The following is a 13,815-nucleotide window of genomic DNA, read 5'->3' as shown; positions in this document are numbered from 1 at the left end:
CTCATTGTGTTCTTAAGACTGGTAGGTGCTCGCGGTAACACCATCGCATGAACCTCAGACATTTACCACGCAAGTCGAGCGGCGCACACTCGCAATGGGCATGCTTCCGACTCTGAACTACGCCCTCCCCCCAAATCGTTCTTCGAGCATCCGGGCGGTGGCGGGGTTCACGAGATCATCACGCACGATGTAGTGCTGGATCGTGATCCGTGAGTCGGTGTGCCCGAGGAGTTCGGCTGCGAGGCCGATACCGCCGGCCTTGTTGATTGCAGTCGCTCCGGTACGACGGAATCGATGCGGGGTCACGCCACTCAGCCCTGCTTTATCCATCACGTCGCGGAGTCGGCGGCGGACGTTGTTCGTTGTGAGTGGGTCGCCGTTGCGGTTGCAGAACAGGAGCGCATCGGGGTCAATCGAGAGCCGTTTCTTGAGCCGTGCGCGGATCGCGGCCACCGCGAACTGCGGCAGTGCGATCGTCCGCACCGAGCGTGAGGTCTTCGGATGATCTTGACGGTGGGTCGGTTCACCCTTCCTGCTGACGATCGTGCCTGTGATCCGTACTGTCGGGATCGCGCCCCGGAGGTTGAGGTCTCGGATACGGATCGCGAGCACTTCGCCGATCCGAACAGAAGTACCGAGGAGCACTTCGATGATCTGCCCGAGCTGTCCGTCTGGCTTCGGGCCAGCCATGATCTTCCGCTCTTCCCAGTCGCGCACAGCCTCGCGGATCAGTTCGATCTCCGAGTCCTCGAACGCATCAGGAGTGCGGGCGGGTCGGCGCAGCCGGGAAACGTGATCCATTGGATTGCGTGGGATCGCTTCGTGCCGCACTGCGAGTCCGAGCGCGAGGCGCAGAACCACGCGAGCCTGACGGGCACGGTTATAGCTTTGCTTCGCGAGTTGTTTCAGGAAGTAGTCGCAACGTGCGACTCCAATCTCGCGTAGCGTGAGCTCAGCGAACGACGGAGCGACGAGGGTTCGCATGTTTCGCTCGTAGAGGTTCCGGGTGGTTCGTGAGAGCCGGTCTTCGACTTCCATGTCCTCAAGCCAGTAGTCCACGAGCTTCGCGAACGTGCTGTCGGCGCTGAGTCCGGCAAACCCTGGTTGGAAGAGCGACCGTTCGGAGAGCTTACGTTTGAGTGCGAGCTCGGCTGCCGCTTTCGTCGTCCCGGTGCACTGCACCGCTCGCAGCTTCCCATCCCAATCGCGGTAGCGTGCTCGAGCTTGGCACACGCCCTTCTTGATCCTGCGGTGGCTGATCTTCCCGAAGGTGCCGATCGGAGTGCGGGGCCTAGCCATGCCGCACCTCGCGCGTGCAGCATGAGGCGGGGACTCTAGGGTGGTGCCGGAAAGTGATTCTCTGGATTGATTGCATCAGTCCAGATTGGCGAAGCTGACTGCTCCGGAACCTGGGTACAGCCGGCGGAGGAGCTGCGGTGCGGGCCTGACTGAACTCGCATGATTGCTGGCGCGTTCGCGGCACTCGGCCAGATACTTTTCCGCCTGATCGGAACGCTCGAATCCCGGAGGCACGACGCGATCTTCCAGGGCTGCTGAGTCGCACGTGGAGCGTTGGGTGGCACGCTTGATCGCAGCCCGATCGATGATCCGCTTCTTCATCTGCCCCTTCCCTCTCGCCTCTCGCGTTGGCTGATCCTCTGCGTGATCCTACCGGCGGGGCGCAGTGTGTGGCTGGAGCGGCAGATCCAGGCTCAGAACCGGGCGGCCCTCACCGCTGAGGAAAGCTGTAGCGCATCCAATAGACGGGTCTGCTACAGGAGCCGTGTTCGCTTGCGTCCTGGCCAATAGCTGGTGCTGGCGGGAGAATCGTGGTGTGAGGTCAGCGATGAACGATCCCCAGGACGCGGTCCTGGAATGGATTGCCGCTGGCCGCCTCGCTGGCGAAGAACCCGTCGAACGCTACAAGCAGACGGCGGCGTCACCGGCTGGGCGAGGCCTGATCCAGCTCGATCGCGGGTACGAGAAGCAGTGGCGGGCCTGTCTCACGCCACCGGGCCGGTACTGGATCGAGCACCGTTCCTATCCGCCCGCGGGCACGGTGCTGGAACCGCTGATCGAGACCGGGCCAGAGCCTGCCGAGGTGAGCGATTCGCTGTCGGATGCGGAGTTCATCAATCGCCGCCTGATCATGAAGGCGAAGGCCGGTTTATCAAGTGCAAGGAGCGCAAAACCGATCTGGCTCATGACAAGCAACGGGATGCCCGCTAGAAGTATCGCATTTGCGCGCAACGTCATGCCACCGGACTACTGGGGCCGTTCAGGGGTCGGGTTTGGCAAGACCGCCTAAGTATGGCTTCGTTGCTATATTTCGCGGTTTTCTCGCCCGTCGAGGAGCCCGCGTTGGTGGGCCTCGTTGATGGCTGCCCGACGGGATTTCACGCCGAGTTTGCGGTAGATGCTCGAGGCCTGGGACTTGATGGTGTGCAAGGTGACGTATTCTTGCTCCGCGATGTCTCGGAGCCGGTCGGGTGAGGCGAGTCGGCGGAGCAGGTTCGATTCGCGTTCGGTCAGGGCGACCTCGGTGAGCGGGAGCTCGAGGGGGTTCGTGCTGTTGACGTTGGCCGGTAGTTCGATGCCGGCCACCGACGCGATTGCCTGGAGTTCCGAGTATGGGGTGAGGGAGTGGATCAGGCGGATCTTCTGTCCCGATGTGATCGTGAGTGCCCGCTTGAGTGCGAGTCCGGCGTGTTGCGCGTCTCCTTGGCGATGGAGGTGAACGGCGAGCAGCAAGAATGCCTGCGCACGCAGTCGCGGCCAGACGTCTTCTTGCTGGGTCAGCTTCTGCAGGTCTGTGACGTTGTCGGGGTTGCGGGTGATGAGTCCGATGCGTGCGGCGGTGAGGCGCCTGGCGATGTCGGCCTCAGCCGGGTTTCCGACCGTTCGGATCGCGCGCTGCACATCGCCTGCGGCTAGTGCGAGGTCTCCCAGCGCCGACTTCAGCAGATCAAGCACTGCGGGCGATGTTGGCTGTCTCCCGTGGATGCGCATGAGACGGTCCAGGTCCTCAATGCCGGCGGTGGGGTCGAGGGCGATGTGCGTGCGGGAGAGCACGATCAGTGCATAGGGCCACTCGAGCACTTCGTGGAGCTTGGGTTCGATGGCACGCAGGGTGGCTTGAGCCTGCCTCGCGTCTCCCTCTTCGAGTTGCACCGCTGCCCGGGTGATCGCTAGCCTGCCCTCCCAGGGTGTGAAGCCTGAGAGCTCGTCGCCGACCTGATCCAGCAGCACGGCTGCGGGCCCGATCTCACCACGATTGGCGTAGATGAATGCTCGCTGCGCGATGCCACGAGTGATGCGCCGTTGGTCCTGATCGGCACCGAGTGCTGGCAGGATCTCCTCCGCCCGTACCAGGTTTCCGGCAAGAGCCAGTGTGACCGTCGAATAGAGCAGCCCCCAATAGGCGGCGTCCCACACGCCGGTGGTGGAGTGCGGGTCGAGCGCACCGACGAGTTCGACGAGTCGGTGCACTCGTGTAGCGCCAGCGACGTGGCGTTTCGCGGATCTGAGCAGGGCGAGGATAGCGAGCTCGCGGTATACCGCTGACTCGGGGTCGCTGGGCGGGGGCTGGCTCTCCAGGTCGGCGAGAGCCTCATCGACCATGCGGAGTAGCGCGATCGACGGAATGGGTTCCCGCGCGCTCTGGATGACGGCGGTGATGGCAGCGACGGTCGCGTCGGTGCTCAAGGTGCTCGGCAGCATGGAAGACAACGAGGCTCCGGCGCCTTCGGGCACGATGTCGGCGAACGTGGCCGCGAACAACGGCCAGAGTTCGCCGCTCCGGCCCGATTCGGTGAGGAGCGCGAGCGTGCGCCCTACCTGATTCACGTCGTTACTGAGATACCTGGTCGCAGCCGTGCGCAACTCACGAATAGTGGCGTCAGGGAGCACGTTGCGGGCCTGACGTTGCAGCGCTGACCGGATGACTTCGTGGAACTCGAAGTATCCGTGCCGGTCCACATGGCCGAGGCCGTCGCGCGCGAGCATTTCAAGTAGTCGTTGTGGCGGCTCGTGCCCCGTCAGGTGCTGGGTAAGCGCTCCGTCGGCCGCTGGAACGAGCGAGAGCCGCAGTGCGGCGTCCCGATACTCATCGACGACCAGCTCCGAAACCCATGCGTCGATCGCTCTACCCCAGCCCTGCGGCGGGGGCTCGGTGCCCATGTCGAGAAGCAGGCGGACGAGGATCGGGATGCCGCCGGTGAGGTGAAGGAGCGTCGCAGCGTCTCTCTGCTGCATCGCATCGGCAGAAGTATCGCGGCTGGTGATGAGGCTCGCGATCTCCGACTCCGTATAGGCCAGGTCTTGTGCGGTGAACATCGAGATGTGCAGCTGCACGCGGAGCAGAGACAGCAGGTGCGGATCGAGGCTGCGTGTCAGCAGCACGATTCGCCCGGTATGCAGCATGCCTGCGAACTTCATCACTTCGCGCTGCACATCTGGGGTGGCGTACTGGAAGTCATCGATCACCAGCGAGATGTCCGAACCGTCGGCATTGAGTGCGGCGGCCAGCTCGCTCGCGCTGCCCGGCACGGTGCCATCGATCACGCCGAGGGCTCTTCCTGCAGTGGCCCAGAGGAGTCCGGCGGTCGTCGTGTCGCGTTCGACCCGAGTCCATGCCGTCGTGCGATCGTCCGCTCGCAGATTCACCCAGTCGGCCACGAAGTTCGTCTTGCCGCCGCCTGCCGGAGCATGCACCAGGATCACGCTCGATCCGAGAGCAGCATCGAGCTGGGTGATAAGGCGGTCTCGACGCAGATAACCGGGGGCGAGTCTCGGAGCGCGTCCGACGGGTGCGCGTCCTTGAGCCGAGCCCCCCATGCTGTTCATTCTAGTGAGCGCATGGTCGTCGCATCAGGTAAGTTTCCCGGCCACTCCAGCGCGCAACGGATGGGGCGCCGACTGCGGCAGCGCCTTCGCTCCGTACCTTTGAATGACGAGCGCCCCGTCCGAACATGTCCGACGGGGCGCTCAGAGGTGGCTGCTTACGCCGTCGCGTTCTGCTTCCGTCGGCGGACGATTGCGAGGAGCGTGCCGCCGGCTGCGAGCAGCAGGAGTGCCGCAGGCGCCAGCAGGTTGTCCGCACCGGCGCCGGTGGCTGGCAGGCCGCCCGTCGCAGCGTTCTTCGCGATCGTGTTGGTGAGCACGACCTCGGCGACCGTTCCGTCGCCGATGGTGAGGGTGTCAGTGCTGAACGTCGCGCCCGTCCATTTGCCGCCCTGCACGACGCCCGGAGCGTCTTCGGACAGGGTCACTTCGGCGCCGTACGGGATCGGGGCACTCGAGACAGCGGTGCCGTCGGCGGCCACGACGAGCTCGCCTGAGCCGGCGTCGTAGCCGTTCGCGGCAGGGTAGGCGTACTGTACGGTGAACGTCGCGTCGTCACCGACCAGTCCCTTGCCGGTGCCGTCGATCTTCTTCGCGACGCTGAACGCGCCGGTATTCAGATCGATGGCGTTCTCAAGCCCCACCTGGGTGGTCTCGTCCTTCACGATCGTGATGACGTTGCCGTCCGTGAACTGCGCGGGCTGCCAGGTGCCGCCCTCGACACTTGCGGGGGTGGCCTCGGTGAGCGTCACGACCGCGCCGGCGGGGATGCCGGTCACCACTGCGGGCTCACCGGTGGTGACCTCGACCGAGCCGGAACCTGCGTCGAATCCGGGCCCCTCCGGGTAGGAGTAGTCGACGGTGAAGACCGTGCCGCCGGGGACGAGGTGCGCGCCGGACCCGGTAACGCTCTTTTCGATGCTGAACGAGCCGAGATCACGCTCGATCGTGTTGGTCAGCGCGACCGCGAAGGTCGTCTGATCCCCGATGGTGAAGGTCGAATGGTCGAACTCGGCTGCCGTCCAGGTGCCGCCCGCGATCGCCGGCGGAGTCGCCTCTGACAGCGTCACCTCGGTGCCATAGGGCAGGCTGGCGCTCGTCACGGCGGTGCTATCGTTCAGCACGGTGAGGGTGCCAGTTCCGGTGCCCGGCGTGATGCCGAGATCCTCGGGCAGCACGTAGCTGTAATCGATCTCGAAGGCGACATCGTCGCCGACGAGGCCGGCGCCGTCACCCGTCACGGACTTCACGATCGAGAAGTTGCCGTTGTTCCACGTGATGGGGTTGTCGAGCGAGATCTGCACGACCTGATCCTTCACGACCGTGAACTCGGCGACGTCGAACTGCGGTTCGCCCCAGGTGCCGCCGGCCGGGTTGACCGGGGTGACCTCGTCGAGCGTGACGACGGCGCCCTCCGGGATGCCCTCGATGGTCGGCGACGTCTCGCCTGCGCGGACCGTGACGGTGCCGCTTCCGGCGTCGAAGCCGTTGACGGCGGTGTAGGAGTAGTTCACCGTGAACTCGGTGCCCGCAGGCACGAGCGACTCGCCTTCGCCCGACACGCTCTTCGTGACGGCAAAACCGCCAACGTTCTGCGTGATCGTGTTCGTGACGGTGAGGTCGATCGAGCCGTCGAGTGGCAGGTTCACGAGCTCGTTCTCGGTGTATGTCACACCGTTCACCGTGTAGACGGGGTCGGCCCAGGTCGTGCCGGCGGGTGCCGGGGTGAACCACTCGAAGAAGCTGTACCGGACATCTGCGGGCAGGTCGAGCGATATTTCCGTGCCGTCGGCGGGGAGGATGAACTGGCCGCCGGTGAGGTTCTGGATGCCCTTCTCGATGGCGTTCTCGCGGGAGTAGCCGATGCGGAACGAATCGACGCCGGTGGTCACCCCGTCCGGGTTTTCGACGACCTTGCGTGCCGTGATCGGGCTCTTGATGAGGTTCGCCTCGTTCACGAGGCGGATCTCGGTGATCTTCCCGAGGTTGTCGTTGTCGGCTGAGAACGTCAGCTCGGTGATGGGGTTGCCGTCGGCGTCGACAAAGACCGGAGTTTCCCAGGTGACGTTCTGCGGGTCGGTGGGCTGCACTTCGGTGAGCACGATGCGGGTGCCTTTGAAGTATTCGCCGCTGATGTACGACTGGCCGCTCTTGATCTGGAAGCTGCCCTGATCGATCGGTGTGTTCGGGTCTACGGTGTCGTCGTAGGCGACGTAGTTCACGGTGAAGGTCGGGTTGAGGACTGTATCGCCCATGAGCTCCTTGGTGACCTGGAACTTGCCGAAGTTCTGCCCGACTACCGTTGCGCCGCCTGAGTAGCGGGTCGCGGAACCGCTCGTGGAGGCCTCGTCCTCGCCCTCGATCGTGTAGGAGGCGGTGTTGGTGTACTTGCCTGCTTTGCCGCCGTCGAGCGCCTTCACCTTCCACTGCACGGTGTAGAAGGAGCCGGTGGTGCCGACCTCGCCTTCTGCAAGGTCGGGGTCGCCTGCCCAGCCGGGGGCCGACTCGAAGGACACGGTCGTGTGATCGCCGTTCCAGGTGACCTCGCTGGCGGGCTTTGTGATGACGTTGACGGTCTGCCTGCCCCACTCGTTGTAGGAGTAGCTGCCGCCCTCCCGCACGCGCGGGTAGCCGTCTGCGACCACGATCTCGTACTTCGACGTGTCGAGCTGATCGGTGACGGTGATCTGCTTGCCCGGCTCGATGCCGTCTTGCGGGGCGGGGAGCCTGACAGTCCAGATGATCGTGTCGTCAGCATTGTTGTAGGTACCCCACTTGCTGTGGGTCTGCCCCGTGTACTCGCAGTTGTCGGTGCACCAGTTCGGGTTCGCTTCGACGTCGACCGTCTGGCTGAACTCGCCGAAGTCGAAGGTGTGGGTGGTGTCTTCCTTGTTCTTCAGCTGGGTCGACACGTCGAACCAGAACTCACCGGAGACGCTGTAGGGGTTGGCCTGGATGAACGCGTCATCTACTTCGCAGACTACCTGCGCAGCGGTCACGGTGCAGGTGCCGGCGGCCTCCCCGTTCGGGCCGACCATCGTGAAGGAGTCGGCGTAGCCCCTGATCTCTTCCGGAAGGTCGAGCACCAGGGTCGCGGGAGCCGAGGCGTTGTCCGGAAGGCTCCAGTTGATGTGCAGCGCCTGACGGGACCCGTCGGGGAACGAGTCATTCTCGAAGTACACGTTGTCGATGCTCATGGCCGTCGCGGCGTTCGCAGGCGCGGGTGCGTTGACGGCGAGGCCGAGGACGACCATCAGCGAGAGGAGAAGGCCGAGGACCAGTTTCAGGCGAGAAGGGTGCTCAACGGCGATGGCTGATGCGTTCATGCTGCGCCCTCTTCTGCGGCACGCTGCTGCGTGTCCTCGAACGTCGTGTGATGGCATTTGCGCGCCGTAGTGTGCACAGTCAAAGCTCCCCCGTTTTCAAATCAATGTCGTGCATCGGAAGCCGCCTCAACCTACCTGCGCGTGTCCGCCTGGATGCGTACTGCATACCGCCAGGCAACGGATGTCGTCGGCTACGCCGCAGAGCGGGGAGTCGTCGCAACATTCCGGACGCTTCTGAGGAAACTTCCAGTTCCAACTTCTACGAAAGCAGGAGTTCAGGTGAAGGTTGAACTGCACTCGGTGAGTTTCATACCTGGTTTCATACTTTTCCGGCGTGGCTCCCGGGTCACACTTACAGGAATGGTTGCCGAGACTTCTTGCGTGCGGAAAGCTCCGCTGCACGCTCGGGCTGTCCGATTACGCACTTAGGTTTGAGCGGTCGAGATGCGCATCTTTCTCACAGTCGCTGCGCAGTCTTGGTGTGAGGCCTGCGATGAACGATCGCCAGGACGCGGTTCTGGAATGGTTTGCCGCTGGCTGCGTCGCTGGCGAGGAACCCGTCGAACGCTACAAGCAGACGGCGGCGTCACTGGCTGGACGAGGCCTGATCCAGCTCGATCGCGGGTACGGGAAGCAGTGGCGGGCCTGGCTCACGCCCCTCGGCAGGTATGGCAGCTCTGCTGGCGAAGATGGAGTTCCAGCCCATGCCGGTGCCACCATCCTAGCCGCCTCGAAAGAAGAAGACGCCGGTCGTTCCCCACGCCCCGAAGAAGACCCCGCCGGAGATCGATGCGAAGGTCAAGAAGGCGTGCTCGTGTCATCGTGCAGGCTCGGATCTCGCGGGGGTGCTGGTGGCCTGATCCGCAATCGCCCACATGCTCACGGGCCGCGGTGCTCTCGCGCAGTCAGATGATCTTGGCACCGCGCTGCCTCGTCTCGTCAATGCGGGCCGACTGCCACCGGGCACAGCCCGGTCGCGCTTCCTGACGGTCGTCCCAAGCCACCCGACCGTGACGCCCGCGGAAACCAGCGCGCTGCTGAACGTGGTCGTGAGCATCCTCAGCGAGCTCTGCCCTGGCGGACCCGAAATCTGAACCTGCTCATCAGAGACGCAACGGAACTGCGGTCGGAGTCGCAGACCTCCGCTCGGTGTTTTCCACCCAGTCAGCAGAACGTCCGCTTCAAGCCAGAACCCGGAGTCAGAACGCCACCCCATTGTGCGGGGATGAGGGTGCCATATCGGCGCCCTCATCATTCTCCATTTCCGCCTTCGCGCGACGCCGTGCGCTCCGCCGGGCTGCGGCCTCCCGTATCCGCGCTTTCGCGAGGATGATCAGGCTGGCCGGTCCCATCGCCAGGAAGACGAGGCCCATGACGAGGCACCAGAGCATCGGAATGCTGAGCCACGGTTCGCCGCCGCCCTCGATGAGTTCCTTGAAGATGTTCGCAACGAAGAAGTAGGGAGCCGCGAGGAGCATTGCGAGCACGCCCCACTTGTGGCTGTCGCGGCGGTGGATGATCCGAATGATGAGCCGGAGGCTGGGCAGGTACCGGGCCAGGAAGCCGAAAGCGTTGATCACTCCCGCGATGATGCCGCTGAACATGATGGGTTCCTCTCGTTAGCGCAGAGCTATTCAGAAGCGGTGCTAAGAGAAGTTGCCCGAAGGCCTGCCCGGAAGGCGGAAATGTTGATCACAGGGGTGACCGCTCTGCTTCCACTGTACGTCGAAGCGGTGCGAACGGGAACCCTCACATCAGAGAGTGCGTCCTCGTTCCCTCGCGGACGTTCGCCCGCCCGCCTGCGGCCGAGGATGTTCAGCCGCGAGTACACGGGCGCGCTGGATTGCCTGTGCAGCGCGGGCATGGTCGATCTTCTGCGCGACCCCGTCAGGCTCCGGCCCGAGAGCGTTGCTGCTGGTGATCGCGTAGCGGTCACGGTAGGCGGCGACCGTTCGGGCATACCGATTCCAGGCTTCCTGCTTGCGCGGTTCGCCGGGGCGAGCACCGAGAGCACGAGTCCACGCAACATCATCGGTGAGGGCTTGTTCGGCGAGGGTGGCGGCTCGGTTCTCGATGAGCTGGTGCCGCTCTGCGAGCGCCTGCTTCATGTCGGGGTCGGTGATCCCGGCCGCGACGGGGATGAGGCCGGCGATGAGTTTCGGTGCCCGTCGGGTACGCCCCGCGCTCGCGGGCTGGGTGGTGGCGTTTGCGACGCGCCAGTGCAGCACGGAGGCGATGTCGTCGGCGTTCTCGAAGCCGCGCGTGGCTACCAGGCGGGGCATGAGCTGGTCGACGTCGTGATGGTTCGCCTCGGCCCGGCGCAGCTCGGCGGCGAGTGCCCCGAACGCTTCCGACGCGAGCGCGGATTCTGCCTGCATATCGGTGAGGCCGGATTCGTGGATGAGGGTGGCCCAGCGGTCGTGCTGGGCTTCGGTGGCGATCGTCTCGTACTCGGCGGCGAGCTGCAGGATCGACTCCCACCGTTCCTGCTCCGCCTGGATCGTCTCGTGTACGGAGAGCTCGGCCCCGGAGTGATGCAGCACCCCGTAGAGCACACGACGGGCTGCCTCTTTCATGTCTTCGGCCTCGTGCGGGTGCGCGTGCGCGTCATCCGGGGTGTCGGTCGCGACGTAGGCGAGGTTGGCGTCCTTGCCGCGGGTCAAGGCGACGTACAGGTTCTCGCGGGTCATCGAGGGGTCGACCAGCACATGCGAGGTGTCCACCGTCACGCCCTGCGCCCGGTATGCGGTGACGGCGTAGCCGAGGTCGAGGTGCTGGGCGACGTAGTCGGCGGGGAGCACGATCGACTCGCCACGGCCTGGGCCGGCGGGGCGCACGATCACTGAGCCGTCGCGGCGTATCTTCGTGATCGTCCACCGGTTCCCGTTCTGCACCCAGGAGAAGCGGGTGCGCAGCTTCCGCTCGTTCTTCCGCGTGATCACCGTGTCACCGACAGCGGCCGTGGCGCCGCCTTCCAGGGTGACTTCGCCTCGGAGCGGGTTGACGACATCGGCGAGGATGAGCTCGGTGCGGGCGCGCAGGTTCAGCGCGGCAACGGCTTCGCCGGAGTCGGAGACGAGGATCGAGGCGATCCCGGCTTCTCGGTCTGCGCGCCATGCCTCGTAGGCTCGTGCGGTCATGTCGTCGGTGGTGCCGCCGATGATCCGGTCGGCGTCCTCGTAGACATCGATCACGTTGTGTTCCCCGAGGCGGAGCCTGAGCGATGCTCGCTTCTCCCACTCGTTCGTGAAGCGGTGGATCGTGGAGAGTTCGGGGGTGTCCGTGCGGTCGCCGGCGAGGAGCCCGAACGCGCCGGCCGCGGCCGGGGATTGGAGCTGCCCGTAGTCGCCGACGAGGAGAATCTTCGCTCCGGCTTTCGCGGCGGCCCCGGTGATGCGGTCGAGGGCGAGGGTGCCGGCGAGGCTCGCCTCGTCCACGATCACGAGCTGACCCGCCTGGAAGGTTCGGCCGGTCATGAGGTGCAGCGTCCACCATCTCGCGGTGTTCTCGGTCTTGATCCCGAGATCCCCGGCGAGCACTTCCGCCGCGACCGCCGACGGGGCCAGCCCGACCACCGAGCCCGCGCCGTGCTGCTGTTCCCATGCGGTGCGGAGCGCGAGCATCGCGGTCGTCTTCCCGGTGCCTGCGGGGCCGACGAGGAGATCAAGCTGCCGGCAGGAGACCGCGATCCGGGTGAGCGCATCGGCCTGGTCGGGGCCGAGCATCCGCCCCTCCCGATCCGGCCGCCTCGTGACCTTCTCGATGAGGGTGAGCGGGAGCTCGGGGCTGGTCATGGTGCGGGAGCGTTCGAGGAGCCGCTTCTCCGCATCGAGCAACGCCTCGGAGGAATACAAGGTGCCGTGGCGTGGGCGGAACGCGCTCGACCCATCCGGCCGCTGAAACCGCACCGGCGTCGACGCCAGCTCCGGTGGCGTCAGTCGCAGCGAGGCGCGCTCGGCGGCATCGACGACCATGCCGGTGACGGCCTCCCGATCCCGTGTCGTCGCGAAGCGGTACTCCATCGTCTGCCGTGCCGCCTCGGCGGTCAGGTTCCAGCGGTGCCAGGTCGACCGCTTCTCACCCACCGCATTCATGACCTCGCGGCCGATCTTCTCGATCCCGTCCAAGGGAAGGTCGTCGGCACGCAGCACTCGCACGGGTGCTGCCGGGATCGCCCCTCGCACCCAGTCCGACGAATCCCGCCCCAGCCGCGCTGTGGCGCGCTTGCGCCATTCGGTGGTGAGGTCGGCGAGGGATCGCACTTGCTTCTCGGGCCGGGTGGACAAGGTGGCTTGGGCGCGGAGCTTGATGATCGCCGCCGCCGAAGGTTGCCGGCCGTGCTTCTGAACGTATTCGGCGATGAGGCGGTCTTTCTCGGCGTCGATCTGGCGGGCGCGGGTGGAGAACTCGAGCACGAGTTCTTCCGGCACTGTCCTGATCGCCCAGGCGGGGTTGCGGTCGCGGCCTCGATCCCGCGCTTCCCATTCCACGCCGAGCAGCCGGGTGAGGTGGTCGGCGATGGTCGCCTCGTGCAGTTCGGAAAGCGCAACGGTCGCGGCGTGCATCGGCCGCCCATCGAGTGACCGCCACCGCCCGTCCAGCGTGGTCTTCACCTTGTTCGACACGACGACGTGCGTGTGCAGGTGCGGGTCGGAGCTGCGGGAGTCGTAGTGGTCGTAGGCGGTCGCGGCGAGCCCGAAAGTGTCGCCCTGCGCGACCGCGCCACCGTCCGCGCCGGTCATGCCAACGCGGGTCGCGGCGACTTCTCGTTCCATGAAGTCAATCACTTCGGCGATCGCCGCGTGGTGGGCTTCGGCGATGAGTGCTTGGGTGCCGGCGTCGGCGACTGCCCACAGCGCCGACGCCGACTTCGGCAGCGAGAAGGTGTAGTCGTATCCGGCGACGGCCTTCCGGGTGCCGCGTCCGTGTTCTTCGGCTTCGATCTCGGCGACCGCTTCCGCGCGCGAGGCCGGGCCAAGGTTCGGGTCGAGGGCTTCGACGCGCTCGGTGATGTGCTCGGCCGGGGTCTTGTACACCGGGTAGGCGCGGCCGAGCGGGTCGCCTGTCACCGGGTCGCAGCCCATCCCGATGAGGAGCTGGAGCTGCTGCTCCGATACTTCATCGCCGGGAGTGATGCGGCCTTCGCCGAGTTGGGTGAGGCCGGAGCCGAGCCACCGGCCGGGAGGGTTCCCTGCTTCGGCATAGTAGCGAGTGAGCGGCGTCGACAGGCTCCGGTCTCCGTCGCCCGCGACGATCGAGCCCAGGAGGTACTTGTAGCCGTCACCGGCACTCATCACGCGCATCGAAACCGTCATGCACGGAAGGTGCGCCTGAAGCTGGGTCCTACCGTCTCCTAGCCTGCGCTTATTCAGGAGGGCCGGAGAAACCAATGCTGTCAGCACTTCCCGCAGGCATGCGCGGGGCGAAAGCGGTGCTGGATGCGGGTGGGGTGAGGCGCCCTCAGGATGGAAGTTTGAAGCGGGAAGGTCGAGCTAGGTGTCAATACTGACTGCGTGATCCCTTCTAGATGATCACGCAGTATCGATCTGAGCGCCGGCTCGATCCGGGTGAGACTGTTCCTGATGAGTTCAGTCACGCCAAGCGGTGAGAGTGACGTGTTGACAGTGGTGCCCCGTAAAGTGGTGTA

Annotated in this window: 7 protein-coding genes; 1 reads left to right on the top strand and 6 read right to left on the bottom strand. The window is 65.3% G+C overall.

Features of this window, described 5'->3' with window-relative positions; genetic code table 11:
- Positions 1-117: 117 nt before the first annotated feature.
- Both EGM46_RS06045 and EGM46_RS06040 read right to left on the bottom strand, forming a co-directional pair.
- A complete protein-coding gene (locus EGM46_RS06045; RefSeq protein ID WP_125099264.1) occupies positions 118-1,299 on the bottom strand; it encodes a tyrosine-type recombinase/integrase in 1,182 nt (393 codons plus the stop codon).
- A 75-nt stretch (positions 1,300-1,374) separates the two neighbouring features.
- Positions 1,375-1,620 carry a hypothetical protein gene (locus tag EGM46_RS06040; RefSeq protein ID WP_125099263.1) on the bottom strand — a complete coding sequence of 82 codons (246 nt, stop codon included), beginning with the start codon at positions 1,618-1,620 and terminating at the stop codon, positions 1,375-1,377.
- Positions 1,621-1,846: 226 nt separating this feature from the next.
- On the opposite strand from EGM46_RS06040, the gene EGM46_RS06035 reads away from it, so the two are divergent.
- Complete coding sequence (locus EGM46_RS06035; RefSeq protein ID WP_125099262.1) at positions 1,847-2,308, top strand: hypothetical protein; 462 nt, start codon at positions 1,847-1,849, stop codon at positions 2,306-2,308.
- 14 nt (positions 2,309-2,322) lie between these two features.
- Here EGM46_RS06035 and EGM46_RS06030 read toward each other — a convergent pair whose 3' ends face one another.
- The 4 genes from EGM46_RS06030 to mobF form a co-directional block, all read right to left on the bottom strand.
- Positions 2,323-4,722 (bottom strand): LuxR C-terminal-related transcriptional regulator, encoded by a 2,400-nt coding sequence (locus EGM46_RS06030; RefSeq protein ID WP_164512821.1) that lies wholly within the window; start codon positions 4,720-4,722, stop codon positions 2,323-2,325.
- Positions 4,723-5,000: 278 nt separating this feature from the next.
- Positions 5,001-8,168, bottom strand: coding sequence for a DUF5979 domain-containing protein (locus EGM46_RS06025; protein ID WP_125099260.1), 3,168 nt, complete (start codon positions 8,166-8,168; stop codon positions 5,001-5,003).
- 1,199 nt (positions 8,169-9,367) lie between these two features.
- Positions 9,368-9,772 carry a hypothetical protein gene (locus tag EGM46_RS06020; protein ID WP_241156211.1) on the bottom strand — a complete coding sequence of 135 codons (405 nt, stop codon included), beginning with the start codon at positions 9,770-9,772 and terminating at the stop codon, positions 9,368-9,370.
- 150 nt (positions 9,773-9,922) lie between these two features.
- Positions 9,923-13,483 carry a MobF family relaxase gene (mobF, locus tag EGM46_RS06015; RefSeq protein ID WP_125099259.1) on the bottom strand — a complete coding sequence of 1,187 codons (3,561 nt, stop codon included), beginning with the start codon at positions 13,481-13,483 and terminating at the stop codon, positions 9,923-9,925.
- Positions 13,484-13,815 lie beyond the last annotated feature (332 nt).

Origin of the sequence: Leucobacter chromiireducens (assembly GCF_003917135.1) — a bacterium.
In the GTDB taxonomy this organism is placed as follows: domain Bacteria; phylum Actinomycetota; class Actinomycetes; order Actinomycetales; family Microbacteriaceae; genus Leucobacter; species Leucobacter chromiireducens_A.
This window is presented reverse-complemented; position numbering and strand designations above follow the sequence as displayed.